This window comes from Brachybacterium sp. p3-SID1565, from assembly GCF_025143785.1.
Lineage (GTDB): Bacteria > Actinomycetota > Actinomycetes > Actinomycetales > Dermabacteraceae > Brachybacterium > Brachybacterium epidermidis.
Genome location: NZ_JAMBDS010000042.1, coordinates 1 through 19,575, shown reverse-complemented (window position 1 = coordinate 19,575; position 19,575 = coordinate 1). Strand labels below are relative to the sequence as shown.

Annotated in this window: 22 protein-coding genes; 15 read left to right on the top strand and 7 right to left on the bottom strand. The window is 71.5% G+C overall.

Features of this window, described 5'->3' with window-relative positions:
• Positions 1-123: 123 nt before the first annotated feature.
• On the bottom strand, positions 124-1,443 hold the full coding sequence (locus M4D54_RS10400) for an Nramp family divalent metal transporter (RefSeq protein ID WP_193864569.1): 1,320 nt from the start codon (positions 1,441-1,443) through the stop codon (positions 124-126).
• A 301-nt stretch (positions 1,444-1,744) separates the two neighbouring features.
• Here M4D54_RS10400 and M4D54_RS10395 point away from each other — a divergent pair, with 301 nt between their 5' ends.
• Complete coding sequence (locus M4D54_RS10395) at positions 1,745-2,122, top strand: ectoine synthase (RefSeq protein WP_193864570.1); 378 nt, start codon at positions 1,745-1,747, stop codon at positions 2,120-2,122.
• A gap of 137 nt (positions 2,123-2,259) precedes the next feature.
• Here the strand turns inward: M4D54_RS10395 and zupT are convergent, their stop codons facing one another.
• Positions 2,260-3,108, bottom strand: coding sequence for a zinc transporter ZupT (zupT, locus tag M4D54_RS10390; protein ID WP_193864571.1), 849 nt, complete (start codon positions 3,106-3,108; stop codon positions 2,260-2,262).
• A gap of 11 nt (positions 3,109-3,119) precedes the next feature.
• Here zupT and hisD point away from each other — a divergent pair, with 11 nt between their 5' ends.
• Entirely contained in the window at positions 3,120-4,451 is a 1,332-nt protein-coding gene (gene hisD / locus M4D54_RS10385) for a histidinol dehydrogenase (protein WP_193864572.1), read from the top strand.
• Positions 4,452-4,475: 24 nt separating this feature from the next.
• Here the strand turns inward: hisD and M4D54_RS10380 are convergent, their stop codons facing one another.
• A complete protein-coding gene (locus M4D54_RS10380; protein ID WP_259891305.1) occupies positions 4,476-4,871 on the bottom strand; it encodes a DUF3054 domain-containing protein in 396 nt (131 codons plus the stop codon).
• Between the two features lie 123 nt (positions 4,872-4,994).
• Between M4D54_RS10380 and M4D54_RS10375 the strand changes: the two genes are divergently transcribed.
• From M4D54_RS10375 to M4D54_RS10340, 8 genes are all read left to right on the top strand, one after another.
• Entirely contained in the window at positions 4,995-6,128 is a 1,134-nt protein-coding gene (locus tag M4D54_RS10375; RefSeq protein WP_396121491.1) for a histidinol-phosphate transaminase, read from the top strand.
• Positions 6,125-6,793 (top strand): imidazoleglycerol-phosphate dehydratase HisB, encoded by a 669-nt coding sequence (gene hisB, locus M4D54_RS10370; protein WP_259891302.1) that lies wholly within the window; start codon positions 6,125-6,127, stop codon positions 6,791-6,793. Before M4D54_RS10375 ends, hisB begins: the two co-directional genes overlap by 4 nt.
• Positions 6,790-7,446 carry a hypothetical protein gene (locus M4D54_RS10365; protein ID WP_193864575.1) on the top strand — a complete coding sequence of 219 codons (657 nt, stop codon included), beginning with the start codon at positions 6,790-6,792 and terminating at the stop codon, positions 7,444-7,446. The genes hisB and M4D54_RS10365 overlap by 4 nt, the downstream gene beginning before the upstream one ends.
• Positions 7,443-8,102, top strand: a complete 660-nt coding sequence (hisH, locus tag M4D54_RS10360) for an imidazole glycerol phosphate synthase subunit HisH (protein ID WP_193864576.1) — start codon at positions 7,443-7,445, stop codon at positions 8,100-8,102. Before M4D54_RS10365 ends, hisH begins: the two co-directional genes overlap by 4 nt.
• Complete coding sequence (locus tag M4D54_RS10355; protein ID WP_193864578.1) at positions 8,099-8,257, top strand: hypothetical protein; 159 nt, start codon at positions 8,099-8,101, stop codon at positions 8,255-8,257. The genes hisH and M4D54_RS10355 overlap by 4 nt, the downstream gene beginning before the upstream one ends.
• 115 nt (positions 8,258-8,372) lie before the next feature.
• Positions 8,373-9,113 (top strand): bifunctional 1-(5-phosphoribosyl)-5-((5-phosphoribosylamino)methylideneamino)imidazole-4-carboxamide isomerase/phosphoribosylanthranilate isomerase PriA, encoded by a 741-nt coding sequence (gene priA / locus M4D54_RS10350; RefSeq protein ID WP_193864579.1) that lies wholly within the window; start codon positions 8,373-8,375, stop codon positions 9,111-9,113.
• Complete coding sequence (locus M4D54_RS10345) at positions 9,106-9,918, top strand: SseB family protein (protein ID WP_193864580.1); 813 nt, start codon at positions 9,106-9,108, stop codon at positions 9,916-9,918. Before priA ends, M4D54_RS10345 begins: the two co-directional genes overlap by 8 nt.
• Before the next feature lie 2 nt (positions 9,919-9,920).
• Positions 9,921-11,240, top strand: coding sequence for an MFS transporter (locus M4D54_RS10340; RefSeq protein ID WP_259891301.1), 1,320 nt, complete (start codon positions 9,921-9,923; stop codon positions 11,238-11,240).
• Positions 11,241-11,361: 121 nt separating this feature from the next.
• On the opposite strand, the gene M4D54_RS10335 is transcribed toward M4D54_RS10340, so the two are convergent.
• Both M4D54_RS10335 and M4D54_RS13825 read right to left on the bottom strand, forming a co-directional pair.
• Complete coding sequence (locus M4D54_RS10335; protein ID WP_396121490.1) at positions 11,362-11,760, bottom strand: DUF1844 domain-containing protein; 399 nt, start codon at positions 11,758-11,760, stop codon at positions 11,362-11,364.
• Positions 11,761-11,870: 110 nt separating this feature from the next.
• Positions 11,871-12,803: a DUF4352 domain-containing protein gene (locus M4D54_RS13825; protein WP_311199699.1), complete on the bottom strand. Its 933-nt coding sequence runs from the start codon at positions 12,801-12,803 to the stop codon at positions 11,871-11,873.
• Positions 12,804-13,168: 365 nt separating this feature from the next.
• On the opposite strand from M4D54_RS13825, the gene infC reads away from it, so the two are divergent.
• Genes infC through M4D54_RS10300 form a run of 5 tightly spaced genes read left to right on the top strand, consistent with a single transcriptional unit; the run spans position 13,169 to position 17,389 of the window.
• Positions 13,169-13,813, top strand: a complete 645-nt coding sequence (gene infC, locus M4D54_RS10320) for a translation initiation factor IF-3 (RefSeq protein WP_259891318.1) — start codon at positions 13,169-13,171, stop codon at positions 13,811-13,813.
• Between the two features lie 24 nt (positions 13,814-13,837).
• Positions 13,838-14,032, top strand: a complete 195-nt coding sequence (gene rpmI, locus M4D54_RS10315) for a 50S ribosomal protein L35 (protein ID WP_259891300.1) — start codon at positions 13,838-13,840, stop codon at positions 14,030-14,032.
• Between the two features lie 58 nt (positions 14,033-14,090).
• Entirely contained in the window at positions 14,091-14,471 is a 381-nt protein-coding gene (gene rplT, locus M4D54_RS10310; protein WP_017824692.1) for a 50S ribosomal protein L20, read from the top strand.
• Positions 14,472-14,483: 12 nt separating this feature from the next.
• Positions 14,484-15,341: an RNA methyltransferase gene (locus tag M4D54_RS10305; protein ID WP_259891291.1), complete on the top strand. Its 858-nt coding sequence runs from the start codon at positions 14,484-14,486 to the stop codon at positions 15,339-15,341.
• Entirely contained in the window at positions 15,338-17,389 is a 2,052-nt protein-coding gene (locus M4D54_RS10300; RefSeq protein ID WP_259891288.1) for a bifunctional copper resistance protein CopD/cytochrome c oxidase assembly protein, read from the top strand. Before M4D54_RS10305 ends, M4D54_RS10300 begins: the two co-directional genes overlap by 4 nt.
• A gap of 15 nt (positions 17,390-17,404) precedes the next feature.
• Here M4D54_RS10300 and M4D54_RS10295 read toward each other — a convergent pair whose 3' ends face one another.
• Positions 17,405-18,025, bottom strand: coding sequence for an MBL fold metallo-hydrolase (locus M4D54_RS10295; RefSeq protein ID WP_193864586.1), 621 nt, complete (start codon positions 18,023-18,025; stop codon positions 17,405-17,407).
• A complete protein-coding gene (locus M4D54_RS10290) occupies positions 18,022-19,122 on the bottom strand; it encodes an S-(hydroxymethyl)mycothiol dehydrogenase (protein ID WP_259891285.1) in 1,101 nt (366 codons plus the stop codon). Before M4D54_RS10290 ends, M4D54_RS10295 begins: the two co-directional genes overlap by 4 nt.
• Positions 19,123-19,575 lie beyond the last annotated feature (453 nt).

Here is a 19,575-nt window from a genome sequence, read left to right as displayed (position 1 = left end):
CTGTCTTGACGTCAAGACTATCGGCTGGGGGTGTCGGCCGCCCGGGGGCCGACGCCGCCCACCGTACGGGATGCGAGGGGGATCCCGCCCTCCGGTGCATGGAGGCCGGAGGCGGGGACCGGGTCACCACATGCCGGCCAGCCCTCCGAGCTGGTAGATCGCCAGGCCGATGACCACCAGGGTGATCACCGCGCCCAGCACGTTGGCGACCACGCCGTTGGCATGCTTGCCCAGCAGCCGGCGGTTGTTCATGGTGATCAGCAGGAACACCGCGATGATCGGCAGCAGCAGGCCATTGGCGGCCTGCGCGATGATGATGATGGAGACCGGTTCGAAGCCGGTCAGCGCGATGAGCGCACCGATCGCCAGCACCGCGATCCACACGATCCGGAAGCTCCAGGACTTCATGTCGGTGCTCAGTCCCAGCACACCGCAGATGGCGTAGGCGGCCCCCAGTGGACCTGCCAGCGCCGAGGTGAAGCCGGCGCAGAACAGACCCAGGGCGAACACCCAGCCGGCGGCATCGCCCAGCAGGGGCTCCAGGGCTCGGGCCAGGTCCGTGCCGGTCTCGGCGGTGATGCCCTTGAGGAACATGCCGCCGAAGGCAGTGGCCATCACCGCGAGAGTGATGATGCCGCCCAGCGCGATCGAGGAGACGGTGTCCACGCGGGCCTCACGGATCGCCTTGTTCTCCTCCATCTCGCCCCAGTTCTCCTGGACCAGGGAGGCGTGCAGGAACACGTTGTAGGGCACCACCGTGGTGCCGATCAGCGCGATCGTGGTGAGGGCCGCGCCCGCGGGGATCGAGGGGACGAACATCCCCTTCAGCACCTCGCCGAACGGGGGCTGGACCACGAAGGTGGTGGCCACGAACAGCAAGGCGAGGATCGCCGCCATCGCCATCAGCACCTTCTCGACCACCTTGTAGCTGCCGGTCACCAGCAGCCCGAAGATGGCCAGGATGATCAGGGCGATGATGATGCGGATGTCGATCGGCAGCACCGAGGACACGGCCAGGGCGGTGCCCGTGGTGTCACCGCCGGCGTAGGCGGCGCCGCCGATGCCGATCGCCGCGACCACCAGGATCACCATCAGCACCTTGGCGATCGGGTTCTCGAAGGTGCGGCGCATCGCCTCGCCCAGCCCGATCCGCCCGCCGATCCCCAGGCGCGATGCCATCTCCTGCAGCACGATGGTGGCGACGATCGAGAACACCACCGCCCAGGCCAGGGCGAAGCCGTAGCTCGCACCGGTGACGATCGCCGTGGTCAGGGTGCCCGGCCCGATGAACGAGGCCGCGATGATCAGGCCCGGACCGAACAATGATCCCTTGCGCTTGCCGGTGCGGGGCCGGTCGTCCACGTCGGTGTCTGCGGCCTCGCCGGGCGCCCCGTCAGCATTCGGGCTGTCGTGGCCGGCAGGGGTCGGCTGGACTGCGCTCATAGCGGCTCCTCAGGTCGATGTGCACCCCACGGCGGGGTGCGTGATCCACAACACTACCGGGGGCTGTGCTCGGAACGGGAGAGCGCGGGGATCGTTACTGATCGGTGATCGGTGATCGGTGATCGGTGATCGGTGATCGGTGATCGGTCGACGGGATGGCCGTACCGTACGGCGGGCGCCGCGTATCGCACGGCGGACCCGTTGTGAGGGGCAGAACGACGTCGATAGGCTCGCGGTGGACCGAGCGCGCCCTCGGCAGCGCAGGTCTCCCACGCATCACCCCGACCCCAGGAGGGACTTCATGTTCACGCGATCCATCGATGACGTCGAGAAGGTCGAGTGGGGCAGCGGCACCAGCCAGCGCATCCTCACCGCCAAGGACAACATGGGCTTCGCCGTGGCCCACACCGTGGTGCGCAAGGGCACCAGCTCGCCGCTGGAGTACCGCAACCACCTCGAGGCCTGCTACTGCATCGGCGGCTCCGGCACCGTGTGGAACGCCGATCGCACCGAGCGCTACGACATCACCCCCGGCGTGATCTACGTGCTCGACGAGCACGACCCGCACCACCTGGAGGCCTCCGAGCACGAGGACCTGATCCTGGTCTCGATCTTCAACCCGCCGATCACGGGCGATGAGCAGCACACCCTGACCGAGGGCGGCTTCTCCAGCTACTGATCGAGCTGGCCTGGCGCAGGGCGGTCACCCCGAGCAGGGGTGGCCGCCCTCTCGCACGGGGCCCCTGGAGGCACCTGTTCAGGGCTCCCTGCATGCACACCGCTCGGCACGATCACACCTCACGGCACGATCACACCTCACAGCACGATCAAGGTGACTGCCATCAGCGCCATTCCCGCGATCAGCGAGTAGATCACCGTGTGGTGCTCCCCGGTCTCCTCGGCGGCCGGCAGCAGCTCGTCAAGGGACACGAACACCATCACCCCCGCCACGCCCGCGAGCACCGCCCCCATCGCCGGTCCCTCCAGCAGCGGTGCCAGCAGAAGGTAGCCGACCACCGCGCCGGCGGGCTCGGCCAGCCCCGTCATGGTGGCCAGCCAGAACGCCTTGGCCCTCGAGCCCGTGGCGCGATGCACGGGCACCGCGACCGCCAGACCCTCGGGGATGTTGTGCAGGGCGATCGCAGCGACCACCGGGATCGCGATCTCCGGGGCCTGCAGGGCCGCCACGAAGGTAGCGAAGCCCTCGGGCACGTTGTGCAGCGCCAGCACCATCGCCATCACCGTGCCGGTGCGCAGCAGTCGTGCCCGCAGGGCCCTGTCGGCCGCCTGCTCCGCCGGTTCTCGTGAAGGACCGTGCACGTCCGCATGATCGACCCGGCCCGAGAACTCGTGCGGGTTGACCGGCTCCGGCACCAGCCGGTCCAGCAGGGCGATCAGTGCGATGCCGCCGAAGAACGCGGCGACGGCGAGCGCCGAGCCCCGGCCGGTGGGCGAGCCGTCGGCGCTGTCCGAGAGCGCCGCCGCCCCTTCGGGCAGCAGCTCCATGAAGGACACGTACAGCATCACCCCGGCGGAGAGCCCGAGCCCTCCGGCGAGCGTCCGGGCGGGGGTGCCGCGTCCCAGCACCCCCAGCGCCGCACCGATGCTGGTGGCGCCACCGGCGACGAGGGTGAGCAGGAAGGCGACGAGCACAGGCACGACCATAGACTGTTCGCATGCCGATCCTCACCACCGTCGACCTGCGTACCCGCACCCTCACCGCAGCCGAGCTGACCGCGGCCCTGCCACGTGCCGAGCTCGACGTGGAGGCCGCTGCCGCGGCCGTGCGCCCCGTGGTCGAGGACGTCAAGGAGCGGGGCGCCGCCGCCGTGCGTGACGCCTCCGAGCGCTTCGATGGGATCCGGCCGGAGCACCTGCGCGTGCCGCAGGCCGAGCTGGAGCGGGCGCTGGCCGGGCTCGACCCCGCCATCCGGGCTGCGCTCGAGGAGTCCGCCGCACGCGTGAGGCGGGTCGACGAGGCGCATCGCCGCACGGACGCCAGCGTGCAGGTGGTGCCGGGCGGCACCGTCACCCAGCGCTGGGTCCCGGTGCGGCGCGTGGGCCTGTACGTGCCCGGCGGCCGGGCCGTGCTGCCCAGCTCCGTGGTGATGAACGTGGTGCCCGCCCAGGTGGCCGGGGTGGAGCAGATCGTGCTGGCCTCACCGCCCCAGAAGGAGCACGGCGGCCTGCCGCACCCCACCATCCTCGCGGCCTGCGCCCTGCTGGGCGTCACCGAGGTGATCGCCGCCGGCGGAGCACAGGCCATCGCGCTGCTGGCGCACGGGGCCGAGGATCTCGGCGACGGCAGCGGGCTGGAGGGCGTGGACCTGGTCACGGGCCCCGGCAACGTGTACGTCGCTGCCGCCAAGCGCCTGGTGCGCGGCACCGTCGGCATCGACGCCGAGGCCGGCCCCACCGAGATCGCGATCCTGGCCGACGACACCGCCGACCCGGCCTACGTCGCCGCCGACCTCATCTCCCAGGCCGAGCACGACCCGCTCGCCGCCAGCGTGCTGGTCACCGACTCCGAGGCCCTGCTGACCGCCGTCGAGGAGCAGCTCGCGGTGCAGGTACCGCAGGCGATGCACGAGCAGAGGATCCGGACGGCACTCGCCGGCCCCCAGAGCGGCGTCGTCCTGGTCGACGGACTCGAGCAGGGGCTCGCCGTGGTCAACGCCTACGGTGCCGAGCACCTGGAGATCCACACCGCCGACGCCGCCTCCGCAGCCGCCCGCGTCACCAACGCCGGGGCGGTGTTCGTCGGCCCCTACGCACCGGTGAGCCTGGGTGACTACGCGGCCGGCTCCAACCACGTCCTGCCCACCGGTGGCAGCTCCCGGTACGACAGCGGTCTGAGCGTGCAGACCTTCCTGCGCGGCATCCACGTGGTCCAGTACGACCGCGAGGCGCTCGCCTCGGCACGCACGGCAGCCACCGCGCTGGCCGATGCCGAGGGACTGCCCTCGCACGGGCGGGCCATCGACATCCGCTTCGAGAAGGATTGCTGAGAACCCGGCAGCGCGTGCTGAGCCTCAGGCTCGGGCGCGGGCCTCGTGCCGCTGATGGGGCGCGCGCTCCCCGCGCGTGAGGTGGAGGGCCAGGGCCCGCCAGCCCAGCATCAGCGCGCCGGTGACCGCGGCGGAGACCAGCACGAAGGACAGCTCGGCACCGGCACCCAGCAGGCTGCGGATCACCATCGCCCCGGCGATCGTGATGGCCCACACGAACACGCCCTGCGGCCACAGCGCGAACGGCGCCCTCCAGGAACGGATGGCCAGATGGCCCAGCAGCGCGCCCACGGCGAACGGCCACCCCACGGTGAACAGGTTCTGCGTGGTCAGCGAATCGCCGTGCTGGATCAGGCCGATCGCGACGAAGAGCAGGATGATCAGCAGGTCACCCACCAGGGCGCCGAGGGAGCGGAACATGCCGTCAGGATATCTCCGGGCCCGGCCCCGACGATGGCAGGTGCCTGTGCCTCCTGCCACCTTCGGTCTCCCCGGTCGGACCAGCCCGAGGCGCCCTCACCGCGGAGCCCTACGATGGAGGACATGTCCGTGAACCCCGCAGCCACGACCGCGGCCACCTCGCTGCCGGCGCCCCGCGCCGATCTCGTCGGAGCCGAGCCCTACGGCGCTCCCCAACTGCCGGTCACGCACGCGCTCAACGTCAACGAGAACCCGTTCGGTCCGTCGGCCGCGCTGGCCGATGACATCGCCGCCGCCGTGCGCGAGGCCGCGCTGGGGTTGAACCGGTACCCGGACCGCGAGGTGATCGCCCTGCGGGAGGACCTGGCCTCCTACCTCGCCCACGAGGCGGGGATCGACAGGCCGCCGATGGAATCGGTGTGGGCGGCCAATGGCTCGAACGAGATCATGCACCAGCTGCTGCTGGCCTACGGTGGCCCCGGCCGCACGGCCCTCGGCTTCACGCCGCACTACTCGATGTACCCCGAGTACGCGCGCGACACCTACACCGACTGGGTCACCGCCTCCCGCGGCCCCGCCCCGGACTTCGCCCTCACCGCTAAGGACGTGCTCGCCGCGATCGAGCAGCACCGCCCGGACGTGGTGGTGCTGACCAGCCCCAACAACCCCACCGGCACGGCCCTGGAGCTCGAGGTGGTCGAGGCCGCCGCCCGCGCCCTGGCGCCCACACGCGGCCTGCTGGTGGTGGACGAGGCCTACTCCGAATTCCGCCGCGACGGCGTGGCCAGCGCGCTGACCGTTCAGGGGGACCATCCCGGGCTGGTGGTGACCCGCACCATGTCCAAGGCCTTCGCGCTGGCCGGAGCACGCCTGGGCTATCTGGTGGCCCATCCCGCGATCGTGGACGCGGTGCGCGTGGTGCGCCTTCCGTACCACCTCTCGGCCGTCACCCAGGCCGTCGCGCGGGCTGCCCTGGCTCACCGTGAGGAGCTGCTCGGGCAGGTGGCCCTGCTGCGCTCCGAGCGGGACGCACTGGCCACCCACCTGGGCGAGCGCGGCCACGAGGTGGCCGCATCCGACGCCAACTTCATCCTGTTCCGCACCTTCGCGGACCGCTCCGCCGTGTTCGAGGCCCTGCTGGCCCGGGACGTGCTGGTGCGCGCCGTCGGCCCGGAAGGCTGGCTGCGCGTGTCCATCGGCACTCCCGAGGACAACGCCGCGTTCCGCACCGCCCTTGAGGAGGCAGACCCCCGATGACCCAGAACACCGAGCGTGCCGGCGAGAGCAGTCCCGGCAGCGGGGCCGGCACCGACCTGGACCGGCCGCGCCGCACCGCGACCGTCTCCCGCACCACCCGTGAGTCCAGCGTCGAGCTGACCCTGGACATCGACGGCACCGGCCAGGTGGACGTGTCCACCTCCGTGCCGTTCTTCGACCACATGCTGACCGCCCTGGGCACCCATGCCCGCTTCGACCTGACGGTGCGGGCCACGGGCGACACCCACATCGATGCCCACCACACCGTGGAGGACATCGCGATCGTGCTGGGCCAGGCGCTGCGCGAGGCGCTCGGGGACAAGCGCGGCATCGCACGCTTCGGCGATGCGATGGTGCCGCTGGACGAGGCCCTCGCCCAGGCCGTGGTGGACCTCTCCGGTCGGCCCTACTGCGTGCACACGGGGGAGAGCGAGGCGCAGGCCCTGCACCTGATCGGCGGCCACTTCACCGGGTCCCTGACCCGCCACGTCTTCGAGTCCATCGCCCACCACGCCGCGATCTGCCTGCACATCCGACTGCTGGCCGGCCGCGACCCCCACCACGTGGTGGAGGCCCAGTTCAAGGCCCTCGCCCGCGCCCTGCGCGCCGCCTGCGCCCTCGACGACCGCGTGCTGGACGTCCCCTCCACGAAGGGAGCACTGTGACCACCGCCGACCGCCCCGACCCCGATCTGCCCCGCGATCCCGACCAGCCGAGCCCGGACGGCCCCGGCCCCGACGGTGCCGATCGCCCCGGCTCCGACATCGACGCCGAGTTCGCCCGCCTCACGCAGGGACTCGGCCTCGACGACGCCCCGCTGACGGTGGACGACGTGCTCGCCGAGCCCGCCGCCCAAGACGAGGACACCGAACCGGCCATCGCCGTGGTCGCCACCTCCGTTGCCGCCGCCACCGCCCTGGCCGGAGCGATCCGCCTGGGCCGGGAGGCCCGCACCGACGGCACCGACATCCCGGCCGACAGCCGTGTGCTGGACACCGACACCGGGGCGATCGCCGCGGGCGAGCTTCAGGAGGCGGACGCCCACGCCCTCGCTGCGATCACCTCCACCGCGCTGCAGCGCAACGGCCTGGTGCTGTTCTGGCGTCGTGGCGATCGCATGACCGCCACCCGCTACCGCAACGGCGAGCGGGGCGACGACGTCTCCCCGGCGCTCGTGCTCGGGGCGGTCTCCGACGTCGTCGAGCAGCTCCTGCTGGGCGCTGTGACGCTGGCGGAGCTGGGAAAGGGGATCGACCCCGCCGCCATCAGCCGCACCCAGGCCCTGCAGTGGATCGCGTCGGGGAGGAAGCGCCGGTGAGTCAGGGCACCGCACCGTCCGTCGTCGTCCTGGACCACGGATCGGGCAACGTCCGCTCCGTGGTGCGCGCCCTCGAAGCCGCCGGTGCCCAGGTGGAGCTGACGGCTGACCGCACCCGGGCGCTCGCGGCCGACGGCCTGGTCGTGCCGGGCGTCGGCGCCTTCGCCGCCACCATCGCGCAGGTGCGCGCCGTAGGGGGAGATCGCATCATCGAGCAGCGCCTCGCAGGCGGGCGCCCCGTGCTGGGCATCTGCGTGGGCCTGCAGATCATGTTCGAGGCCGGCACCGAGCACGGCGAGCGCGCCGCCGGGCTGGGCCAGTGGCCCGGCGAGGTCACTCGGCTGGAGGCGGAGATCGTCCCCCACATGGGCTGGAACAGCATCGAGCCCGGCGAGGGCACGCGCCTGTTCGACGGCGTGGAGCAGGAGCGCTTCTACTTCGTCCACTCCTACGCCGCCCGCAGCTGGGAGATGGAGAAGATCGGGCCGCTGGCAGCGCCCACGGTCACCTGGGCCACGCACGGCGGGGACAGGTTCATCGCTGCCGTCGAGAACGGAGCGCTCACCGCCACCCAGTTCCACCCCGAGAAGTCCGGGGATGCCGGAGCGCGCCTGCTGCGCAACTGGCTCGGCACGCTCAGGAGGACCACGTCGTGATCCTCGCCTTCGTCATGCTGTTCGCCGGTGGGATGCTGGTGGGCGGCGCCTGGTCCTTCCACCGTTCCCACAAGCCGTGGTGGACGACCGCGGCCTTGGCCGCTCTGGGCCTGCTCTGCATCGCCGTGTCGATCTGGCGCCTGCAGAGCGGCTGAGCCTCCCGCCCACGCCCCCGGACCCGCCCCGACACCCCGACCCCCGGTCCGCCCCGACACCCGGCTCCCCCGCCCCGTCACCCGGCTCCCCCCACCCCGCCTCAGGAGGCACCCCATGACTGCTCCCGTGCTCGAGCTGCTGCCCGCCGTCGATGTCCAGGACGGCAAGGCCGTGCGCCTGGTGCAGGGCGAGGCCGGAACCGAGACCGCCTACGGCGCCCCCCTGGACGCAGCGCTCTCCTTCCAGCAGGGCGGCGCCCGCTGGCTGCACCTGGTGGACCTCGATGCCGCCTTCGGTCGCGGCTCCAACGCCTCCATGCTGGCCGAGGTCGTCGCCGCGGTCGACATGAGCGTGGAGCTGTCCGGGGGGATCCGCGATGACGAGTCCCTGGCAGCCGCGCTCGCCACCGGCTGCCGCCGAGTGAACCTGGGCACCGCCGCCCTCGAGCACCCCGAATGGACCGCGGAGGTGATCGCCGAGCATGGCGACCGCATCGCCGTGGGCCTGGACGTGCGAGGCACCACCCTGGCCGCCCGGGGCTGGACCCGTGAGGGCGGAGACCTGTGGGAGACCCTCGAGCGGCTCGACGAGGCAGGCTGTGTTCGCTACGTGGTCACCGACGTCACCAAGGACGGCACCCTGCGCGGCCCCAACCTGGAGCTGCTGCGGGGGGTCTGCTCCCGCACCGACGCAGCCGTGGTCGCCTCCGGAGGCGTCTCCTCCCTCGGGGATCTCGTGGCCCTGCGCGGGCTGGTGGCCGACGGGGTGGAGGGCGCGATCGTGGGTAAGGCCCTGTACGCCGGTGCCTTCACCCTTCCCGAAGCGCTCGACGTCGCGGGGCGGGTGGATGACTGAGCCCGGCACCGACAGATCGGGACAGGGCCGCGCACTGCCGGCCCACTTCCGGGAGAAGTCCCCGCTCACCGACACCGCCGGGGTGCCCTGGGCCGGCCGCGACTACGCGCCCAGTCCGTTCCCCGAGGACGACGGCTCCACGCCCCCCGCCCTCGCGGCGGCGCTGGACGCCCACCGACGGGGGGAGGACCCGCACCGCCGCGACCTGGTCGCGGCACTGGCCGCTTCCCGCGTGCTGGTGCCGATCATGGCGGTGGCAACCGACCTGGGAACCACGGCGCACGGTCTGACCGGGGACAACGGGGCCGACATGGCGATGGTGTCCATCACCGCGCCCGACGGCACGCGCGTGCTGCCCCTGTTCACCTCGGTCGCGCAGCTCAGCGCCTGGCGCCGCGATGCCCGGCCCGTTCCCGTGGTGGCCCCACAGGCCGCCCAGGCCGCCGTGCAGGAGCAGTGCACCGCCCTGCTGCTGGACGCCGCCACCCCCGCAGAGCACGGCGGGCCGATCCTGCTGCCGCGCTCTGTGCTGTGGGCCCTTGCCCAGGGACGCCCCTGGACCCCGCCCCACGAGGACCCGGAGCTGATCGCCGTGCTGGACCGCGTGGCCGCCACCATCGGGCCCGTGACGGGCCTGGTGGCACGCCCCGGTTCGCGCAGCGAGGTGGACCTGCATCTGCGCCTGGTCCCGGGCCTCGACGCCGAGCAGGTGCGTGCAGTGGTGCAGGAGATCTCCTCCCGTCTGGGTGCCGAGCCCCTGGTCGCCGAGAGGGTCAGCTCGCTTCGCCTGGCGCTGGAGTCCTGAGGATGGACGCCTACCGTCGGGTGCTGAGCATTCCCGGCACCGCCGCCGTGCTGCTGCTGGGCCTGCTGGCCCGCATCCCCTTCTCGACCCTCGGCCTGCTGCTGACCCTGCACACCGTGCTTACGCTGGAGCGCAGCTACTTCGAGGCCGGTCTCATCGTGGCTGCCTCGACCATCGGCACCACGGTCTCCTCCCCATGGCGGGGCAGGCTGCTGGACAGGTACGGGCTGCGCCGCGCAGTGATCCCCTCGATCGTGACCCAGCCGCTGGCCCTGATCGCCGCCTCCCTCGCGACGTACGAGGCGCTCGTGCTGATCGCCTTCGTGGGCGGCATGTTCAGCCTGCCCGTCTGGGCGATCGTGCGCACCTCGCTGTCGGTGCTGGTGCCCGCCTCACTGCGCCGATCGGCCTTCGCCCTCGACTCGATGACCACGGAACTGGTGTTCATGGCGGGGCCGGCAGCGATCACCATCGCGGCCCTCGCCATCACCACCCAGGTCTGCCTGGTGATCGTGGCGGCCCTGATCGCACTGGCCGGCATCGGATTGCTGATCGCGGACCCGCCCACCCGCAGCGACCAGGTGATGCTCCCCACCAAGCTGCCGCCGGCGCTCGCCGCCAGCGAGGGAGCAGCTGCCGCGCAGAAGGAGGGCTACGCCGAGCAGCGCGTGGCCGAGGACCTCACCACCGGGCAGATCCCGGTGGTCGACCCGCAGGCCAGTGCGAGCGCCCGTGCCGCGCTGCTGAGCCTGGGCGGGATGGCCGCGCTGATCGCCACCGCCGTCGGCTCCACCACCATCACCGCCACCGACCTTTCCCTGGTCGCGATCCTCGAGCGCGCAGGCTCCACGGGACTGATCGCCCCGATCATGACGGTGTGGTGCGCGGGCTCCCTTGTGGGCGGCTTCGCCTACGGGGCGGCTCGACGCACCATCGGCCCGCTGTGGGTGCTGCTGGCCCTGGACCTGCTGTCGATACCGGTGGGGTTCGTCCACAACCCCTGGCTGCTGGGAGTCGCCGTGTTCGGCGCCGGGCTGGCCCTGGCGCCGATCATCACCGCGACCAGTGAGTCCATCTCCCGACGGGTCTCCGAGGAGGTGCGCGGCGAGGCGATGGGATGGCACGGCAGTGCGATGACCATCGGCGCCGCCGTCGGGTCCCCACTGTTCGGGGCGGTCATCGACGGCCTCGGACCGGCCTGGGGCGTGGGGACCGCCGCCCTGCTGGCCACCGGTGTCGCGGCAGCCGGACTGATCGCCACCGGGATCCGACGGTCGCACCGGCGCCGGGTGCTCCAGGGACGCTTCGGAGAGGTCGCCTGAGCGGACAGTGGCCGTGCGAGGGCTGTCGAGCGATCCGGTGCTGGGCGCGGTGAGCGGGAAGCTCTCGTATCAGCGATGAGCGGGGAGCCCTGGTATCAGCGGTGAGCGGGAAGCCCTGGTATCAGGAGACCCGGCCCGTCCACTTCTCGCCGGGCGCCTGCCCGGGCGGATCCGGGAAGGGCAGCGCCTCAGCGAAGGCCAGCTGCAGGGAGCGCAGACCATCGCGCAGCGAACGCGCGTGCACGCTGCCGATCTCGGGCGCGGCGGCGGTGACCAGGCCGGCCAGGGCTGTGATCAGCTTCCGGGCCTCGTCGAGGTCCTGGTACTGACCGGTCTCCTCATCCTCGGCCAGTCCCACCTTGACCGCCGCGGCGCTCATCAGGTGCACGCACGAACTGGTGATGATCTCCGCTGCATTGACATCGGCGATGTCCCGCAGCTCCTGGCCCGCGCCGCCCGGGACGGGTTCGGTGACGCCGGCGGCGTCGGGTGCGGGTTCGGGGCGGGGTGACTGGTCCACGGTTCTCCTGCTGAGGTGTCGGCCGGGACAATCATCGGGCCCCGGGAGGTGCCGGCGGGCCGGGCCCGCGCATCGGGACCCACAGTAGAGCGAAATCGGCGCGGGAGTGCTCAGCCCCCGAGCGTGAGCTCCCCCGTGAGCTCGCCGGTGCCGCCGCCTTCTGCCCAGAACAGTTCGATGTGCACCGAAGCGGGCTCGGTACCCACCGGCACATCGAACACCGCGTGGACGGCGGTGCTCTCACCGGCATCCGCGGTGCCGCGCGGCTGGGTGGGGGCATCGAGGATCTCCGAGGCGTCCGTGTCCGGGGTGATGGTGTCGCCATCGGCGGTCTCGAGCTGCATGGACGTGTTGGTGACGATGACGGTGCGTTCCGAGGCATTGTCCACGTCGATGGTCACCACCACGTACTCACCCTCGGGCTGCGACCGCCCGTCCTGTCCCCGCAGCTCGGTGAGTCCCGCCCGGGTGGAGACCTCGGTGACCGTGACCTCGCCGATGGTGAGCCCGGGGCCGCCGCCGGCCGCCGGCTGGTCCGTGTCGTCGGACCGGGCGGGATCGGGCTCGGAGGAGGGGGCCGGAGCGCCGGGGTCCTCGGCCGCGGGGCCGTCGCCGCTCAGAGCCCGGATGGCGATCACCCCGCCGCCGATGCCCAGGACGAGGACCAGGACGACCGCCGAGATGGCCGCCAGCGCCAGGTGGCGCGGCCGTTGCCGGGGCTCAGGCTCCGGCGCGGGCAGGGCGGGCGCACGGTTGGGGCGCGCCGGCCTGGGAGGCGGGGTCGGGAAACCCTCGGGAACGGGACGCAGCACCGCCCTGGGCGCGGTGCCTGAGGGAACACCGGTGGAGGGGTGGGAGCGGGAGGCGGTCTCGCTGCCGGGGCCGTCCGCCTGTTCGGGAGCCACTTCTGACGTGGAGGCCGCGGATCCCGGGGAGTCCGGCTCGGTCGGCGAGCCCGGGCCCGCATGCTCCGTGGCACCGGAGGGAGAGCCATCCGTCGCCCCGTCGGCCGGGATCTCGGAGCCGTCGCGATCGGTGGCCACCAGGTCCCCCTCGGTTCTCGCTGTTCACTGCGCGACGCACATCACCTGGACGGCGAGCGTGCTGCTGGTAGGATAGTGGACCGGAACATGGCGTTTCCCTATCGTTCAGATCCTTGTCCAGGCCTCCTGAATGCCGGTCTCCAGAGGACCGGCTCCCCGGAAGGCGCAGCCCGTCACCGGGCCTGGCGCAGCGGATCAGTTCTCGGAAGTGGAGTCCCCTCCCACCTCGTGGCTCGCGGTCACCAGGTCAGTATCGCAGCCGGGCGCAGCGCTCGGTCGGCGCCTCCCAGCGTCGTGCATCACGGGGCCTCCGCATCTGCGGGGGCCTTCGTCATGTCCGACACGAACCGAGGTGAGGAGCCAACATCAGCGAACAGCGCATCAACGGTCAGATCAGGGTGCCCAAGGTCCTTCTCGTCGGCCCCGCCGGCGAGCAGGTCGGCATCGTCCGGGTGGAGGACGCCCTCCGACTGGCCAACGAGGCGAATCTCGACCTGGTCGAGGTGGCGCCCGGGGCCAACCCGCCGGTCGCACGCCTCATGGATTACGGCAAGTACAAGTACGAAGCCAATCTGAAGGCCCGTGAGGCGCGCAAGAACCAGGCCAACACCGTCCAGAAGGAAATCCGGATGGGCCTGAAGATCGACAAGCACGATTACGAGACCAAGCGCCGCAACGTCGAGAAGTTCCTCGCCGGCGGTGACAAGGTCAAGGTGATCATCCGGTTCCGCGGCCGCGAGCAGTCCCGCCCCGAGATGGGCGTCAAGCTGCTGGGCCGCATGGCCGAGGACGTCTCCGAGTACGGCTTCGTCGAGTCGCACCCGCGACAGGACGGCCGCAACATGGTGATGGTCTTCGGACCGCACAAGAAGAAGGCCCAGGCGATGGCGGAGGCGCGCAAGCGCCGGTCCGACGCCGAGAAGGCCGCCAATCGCGGCGATGACACCGCGTCCACCACGCCCGACGGGACCGAGGACGCCGCCGAGTCCGGCGCCGATTCCCAGTCCTGACACCGCACGAAGGAGAACAGGCAGATGCCGAAGAACAAGACCCACTCGGGCACCAAGAAGCGCGTCCGCGTGACCGGCTCGGGCAAGCTGATGCGGGAGAAGGCGAACGCTCGCCACCTCCTGGAGCACAAGTCCTCCACCCGCAAGCGCCGCCTCGGCAGCGACACCCAGGTGTCCAAGGCCGATACCAAGCGCATCAACAAGCTGCTGGGCCGCTGACGCCCTGCGGGGCCGCAGCGCCCCGCCCCACATCCGTAGAACGAAGCAAGGAGTACACGTGGCACGCGTGAAGCGGGCGGTCAACGCCCAGAAGAAGCGTCGGGAGATCCTCGAGCAGGCCAGCGGCTACCGCGGTCAGCGCTCTCGTCTGTACCGCAAGGCCAAGGAGCAGGTGCTCCACTCGGCCACCTACAACTACCGCGACCGCAAGGTCCGCAAGAGCGACTTCCGCCGCCTGTGGATCCAGCGCATCAACGCCGCGGCCCGCGCCAACGGCATGACCTACAACCGCTTCATCCAGGGCCTGGGCCTGGCGGGTGTCGAGGTCGACCGTCGCATGCTGGCCGAGCTGGCCGTCAACGACGCCCCGGCCTTCGCGGCTCTGGTCGAGGTCGCCAAGGGCGCCCTGCCCAAGGACGTCAACGCTCCTGCTGCCTGACCGGCGCCTTTCGTGACCGACGAGCGCCCGGACCAGTCCCCGATCACCTCGCCCCGCTCAGAGCGGGTGCGCAGGATCGCGGCACTGGCCGGGCGCTCGGCACGTCGCAAGCAGGGGCGCTTCCGGGTGGAGGGCCCACAGGCCGTGCGCTCCCTTCTCGCCGAGCGCCCCGATCTGACCCTCGAGCTCTACCTCACCGAGCGCTGCGAGTCCGATCACCCCGAGCTGGCAGCGCTGGCCGCAGCAGCCCGGATCCCAATGCACCGGGTGCAGGACCCGGCGCTGCGGGCAATGGTGCGCGAAGGGGAGGGCGCGCTGGTCACACCTCAGGGCGCAGTGGCTGTGGGTCGCCTCCCTCAGGAGGACGCCCGCAGCGCGGTCGAGGCGATCGGAGCCCAGCCCGCCGAGGGTCCGCTCACCGTGGTCGTGCTGCACGAGGTGCGCGACCCCGGCAACGTGGGCACCCTGATCCGCACCGCCGATGCCGCCGGTGCCGATCTCGTGGTCCTCACCCGCACCAGTGCGGACCCGTACTCGCCGAAGGCCGTCCGGGCCTGTGCGGGTAGCCTGTTCCACCTGCCCGTGGTCACCGGGGGCGATATCGACCAGGTGCTCGCTGCACTGGCCCACAGCCACGTGGTGGCCGCGGCGACCAGCGGCCACGCATCACTGGACCTGTTCGAGGCGGAGCTGCCGGCACGCATCGCATGGCTGCTGGGCAACGAGGCCCATGGACTCGACGCCGCCACCCTCGAGGCGGCACCGCTGGCGGTGCGGATCCCGCTGGCCGGCCGCGCCGAATCGCTCAACGTGCACACCGCGGCCACCGTGTGCCTGTTCGAGACACTTCGCCGGCGGGGACGCGGATGACAGCCCGCCGTCTCGCCCTGCTCACCATTCCCGCCCTGCTGGCGCTGACGATCGGCGCCGCACTGCTCGGGCTGATCGCCACCGGTGCCGCCGCACCGCAGACCCTCGTACCAGCCTCCCCGCTGGTCACCTGGGGCGTTCCCGTCGTCCGCTCCCTGCACCACCTGGGCCTGCTGCTCGCCGTCGGAGCAGGAGGCACGGCGGTCCTCCTCCTGCCGGGCCCCTCGCGCCGGGAGGTGACCAGCCTCGCCGGTGCCCGGGGGCACACGGTGCGGATCGCCGCCGCCGGTGCCGCACTGTGGGCGGCGGCATCCCTCGCCCTGGTGCCGCTGGGCGGTCTGGAGGCCGCGGGAGCCGGGTCCGGCCTCGCCGTGTGGGACATCGCGCTGTCGACCGAGCTGGGGCGCCTCCAGCTGACCATCGCCGTCATCGCTGCGATCAGCGCAGCCTTCTCCGCCGCGGCCCGTTCCACGGTGATGGCGGCGTGGGGGCTGGCCTTCGCGGGCATCGGCACCGGATTCCTGGGGCTGGCCGGCCATGCGGGCGCCAGCCTCGACCATCTGAACGCTGTCAACGGCATGGCCGTGCACCTGGTCGCGGTGACCGTGTGGGCCGGCGGGCTGCTGGTGATCGGGCTGATCAGCCCCCTGCTCGATCAGAGACAGCTGGCCGTGACCATCGGCCGGTTCTCGCCCTGGGCGCTGGCAGCGGTGGTGGGGCTCGCGTTCAGCGGGGTGCTCAGCGCCGCGATCCGCATGTCCTCCCTCGCCGAGCTGGCCACCACCGGCTACGGGCGCATCGTCGCCCTGAAGGCACTGGCCCTGGTGGGTCTGGCTGTGCTGGGTGCGCTGCAGCGACGGCGTCTGGGGGACCGGGTGCGGTTCCGCCACCTGGCAGTGACGGAGGGCGCGGTGATGGCCCTGGTGATCGGCGCCTCGATCGCTCTGGGTCGCAGCGCACCCCCGGTGCCGCAGGAGATCCCCGCCGTGGGCGACCTGCGGGTGCTGTCCCTGGCGGGGTTCTTGCCTCCCGAGGAGCCGTTCAACCCGACCACCATGTTCACCGAGGTGCAGCCGGACTGGGTGGCCCTGCTGCTGGCGGTGGTGATGGCCGGCTTCTACATCGCAGGGGTGGTGCGTCTGCGCCGCCGCGGCGACCAGTGGCCGATGCTGCGCACGGTCCTGTTCGTGCTGGGCTGCGTGGCGTTCGCCTGGGTGATGAGCGGTGGCGCTGCCGCGTACGGCCGGTTCCGGTTCGACGCCCACATGGTCCAGCACATGGCCATGATGATGATCGTGCCTCCCCTGTGGGTGATGGGCGGTGTCGTCACCCTGCTCTCTCGCGCGCAGAGCCCGCGCACCGACGGCTCCCGCGGGATCCGCGAATGGGTGTTGGCGGCACTGCACTCCGGCTATGCCCGGACCGTCTCGTCACCGCCGCTGGCCGGGATGTTCTTCGCCGGTTCGCTGGTGGTCTTCTACTTCACGCCGCTGTTCGAGCTGGCGATGTACCACCACCTCGGGCACGTGCTGATGACCGTGCACTTCCTGCTGTCGGGATACCTGTTCGCGTGGGTGCTGATCGGCGTGGACCCCTCCACCCGGCCCATCAACCCGGTGATGAAGCTGGTGACACTGCTGGTGACGCTGGCCTTCCATGCGTTCTTCGGGGTGGCGGTGGTCTCGGCCACCTGGCTGATCGCCGAGAACTGGTACACAGACCTGGGGATGTACACCGGCGAGCAGCTGGCACTGATCCAGACTCGTGGAGGCTCGATCATGTGGGCCGTCTCCGAGATCCCCACCGTGCTGTACGCCCTGGTGGTCGCCGTGCAGTGGATGCGCTCGGAAGATCGGCGCGCCACCCAGTGGGATCGCAAGGCCGATCGAGACGGGGAGGCCGAGCTCGCCGCGTACAACGCCTACCTGGCATCGATACGGGGCGAGGCGCACCCCGGCGAGGAGCCTTCCGGCGAGGAGTCTTCCGGTGCGACGCCCCCCGGTGCGGAGCCCGAAACCCCGGACGCTGGAGAGCGCCGCGCCCGCTGAGGCAGCGCGGACTGCTCAGAGCCAGTCGCCGGTGGCGCTCTCCTTCTCCGCCCCGATGGTGGTGTCGTCGCCGTGGCCCGTGTGGACCACGGTCTCCTCGGGTAGCACGAACAGGCGCTCGCGGATCGACTCCTCGATCGTCTCGCGATTGGAGAAGGAGCGCCCGGTCGCACCGGGGCCGCCCTGGAACAGGGTGTCGCCGCTGAACAGCGCACCCAGCATCTCCACGTAGTAGCAGGTGGAGCCGGGGGAGTGGCCGGGGGTGTGCAGGGCCTCGATGTCGGTCCCACCCACGCTGAACACGTCCCCGTCGGCCACGTCGTCGTCCCACGGCAGGTCCCCGTGGGTCAGCTGCCACACCTCACGGTCCGCGGGGTTCAGCAGCAGCGGGGCCTCCAGCTCAGCGGCCAGCTCCGGGGCGAAACGCACGTGGTCGTCGTGGGCGTGGGTGAGGAGGATGCCCACGCATTCCCGCTCGCCCACCAGGTCCTTCACGGCCTGGACGTCGTGCGGGGCGTCGAACACCACGCACTGCTGGTCATCGCCCAGCACCCAGACGTTGTTGTCCACCTCGTGGGTCTCCCCGTCCAGAGTGAAGGTGCCGGAGGTGACGGCGTGATCGAGCCGGATGCTCATCGCTCGATCACCGCCACGGTGCGCAGGGTCTCGCCGTCGTGCAGGGAATCCATCGCCGCATCCACTCCTTCGAGAGTCGTCCTGCCGGTGACGAACCGGTCCAGGGGGAGCCGACCCTGAAGGTACAGGTCGGTCAGATAGGGGAAGTCCCGTTCGGGCAGGCAGTCGCCGTACCAGGAGGACTTCAGGGCGCCGCCGCGACCGAACACGTCCAGCAGCGGGAGGGTGAGTTCGACGCCGGGACGAGGGACGCCCACCAGCACCACGCGGCCGGCCAGGTCCCGCGCGTAGAACGCGGTCTCGTAGGTGGCGGGGATGCCCACCGCGTCGATCACCACGTCGGCTCCGACGCCGTCGGTGAGCTCCTGGACCTTCCCGGCGATCTGCTGGGGCTCCAGGCCCTTGGTATCGATGGTGTGGGTGGCTCCCAGCTCCTCGGCCGCGGCGAACTTCTTGCCGTCCACGTCGAGCCCGATGATGGTGGTGGCCCCGGCGAGCTTCGCACCGGCGATCGCCGCGCAGCCCACGCCGCCCAGGCCGATCACCGCCACGGACTCGCCGCGCTGGACGGCGCCGGTGTTGACCGCGGCGCCGATGCCGGCCATCACTCCGCAGCCCAGGAGCCCTGCGACCTCGGCGGGGGCGTCCTCGTTCACCTTGGTGCACTGGCCCTCGTGGACGAGGGTCTTCTCGGCGAAGGCCCCGATCCCCAGGGCAGCGGTGAGCTCGGTGCCGTCCTCCAGGGTCATGGGCGTCGAGGCGTTGTGGGTGTCGAAGCAGTACTGGGTGACGCCCTTGCGGCAGGCACGGCACTGCCCGCACACCGCGCGCCAGTTCAGAACCACGTAGTCACCCACCTCGACATGGGTGACGGCCTCGCCGATCTGGGCGACCCGGCCGGCCGCTTCGTGCCCCAGCAGGAAGGGGAACTCGTCGTTGATGCCGCCGTCGCGGTAGGCCAGGTCGGTGTGGCACACCCAGCAGGCCTCGATGTCGACCACCACATCGTTCGGGCCGGGATCGGGGATCACGATGTCCACCAGCTCCGCGGGCTGCTTCTCTGATCGGGCGACGACGCCCTTGACGGTCGTGGGCACGGGTCCTCCTGGGTGCTCGGGCTCTGCTCATCGGCCAGCCTAGCCGCCGGGCCTCCGCTGTGTCCCGGCCAGGGGGCTGGCCGGGGCCAGCGGAGGAGCCGCAGCTCTGCAGTGCTCCAGAGCCACTGGAAGGCATCATTGCCCGGTCAGTCCCACGAGTGACCGCGGAGACCTTGGCAAGGTCAGTTCAAGCGCACCCCGGCCGTCCCTTCCGAGTGATCGCGCACGATCAGCTCGTCCGCGAAAGTGCGGTGCGGTCCTTCCCGGTGGCGGAGATGTTCAGCTCATCGGTGCCCACCGTGAGCCGGGAGTTCGAACCGCGTTCCGAGGCAGGACCGGCTGCTCCGTGTCCGCTCCGTGCGTGAGCATGTCGGCACCTCACCTGGAACCTTCCCCGAAGTGTAAGGAGGGCGCGGCGAACACGACATGGGGAGCAGTCCCCATCCCTCCTAG

Excerpts from the sequence above, each read along its gene's own strand:
- zupT (WP_193864571.1), bottom strand. The coding sequence starts at position 3,108 with ATGGTCGTGCCTGTGCTCGTCGCCTTCCTGCTCACCCTCGTCGCCGGT.
- M4D54_RS10400 (WP_193864569.1), bottom strand. The coding sequence starts at position 1,443 with ATGAGCGCAGTCCAGCCGACCCCTGCCGGCCACGACAGCCCGAATGCT.
- M4D54_RS10295 (WP_193864586.1), bottom strand. The coding sequence starts at position 18,025 with ATGAGCATCCGGCTCGATCACGCCGTCACCTCCGGCACCTTCACTCTG.
- M4D54_RS10380 (WP_259891305.1), bottom strand. The coding sequence starts at position 4,871 with ATGTTCCGCTCCCTCGGCGCCCTGGTGGGTGACCTGCTGATCATCCTG.
- M4D54_RS10345 (WP_193864580.1), top strand. The coding sequence starts at position 9,106 with ATGACTGAGCCCGGCACCGACAGATCGGGACAGGGCCGCGCACTGCCG.
- M4D54_RS10340 (WP_259891301.1), top strand. The coding sequence starts at position 9,921 with ATGGACGCCTACCGTCGGGTGCTGAGCATTCCCGGCACCGCCGCCGTG.
- M4D54_RS10375 (WP_396121491.1), top strand. The coding sequence starts at position 4,995 with ATGTCCGTGAACCCCGCAGCCACGACCGCGGCCACCTCGCTGCCGGCG.
- priA (WP_193864579.1), top strand. The coding sequence starts at position 8,373 with ATGACTGCTCCCGTGCTCGAGCTGCTGCCCGCCGTCGATGTCCAGGAC.
- hisD (WP_193864572.1), top strand. The coding sequence starts at position 3,120 with ATGCCGATCCTCACCACCGTCGACCTGCGTACCCGCACCCTCACCGCA.
- hisB (WP_259891302.1), top strand. The coding sequence starts at position 6,125 with ATGACCCAGAACACCGAGCGTGCCGGCGAGAGCAGTCCCGGCAGCGGG.
- M4D54_RS10300 (WP_259891288.1), top strand. The coding sequence starts at position 15,338 with ATGACAGCCCGCCGTCTCGCCCTGCTCACCATTCCCGCCCTGCTGGCG.
- M4D54_RS10395 (WP_193864570.1), top strand. The coding sequence starts at position 1,745 with ATGTTCACGCGATCCATCGATGACGTCGAGAAGGTCGAGTGGGGCAGC.
- rpmI (WP_259891300.1), top strand. The coding sequence starts at position 13,838 with ATGCCGAAGAACAAGACCCACTCGGGCACCAAGAAGCGCGTCCGCGTG.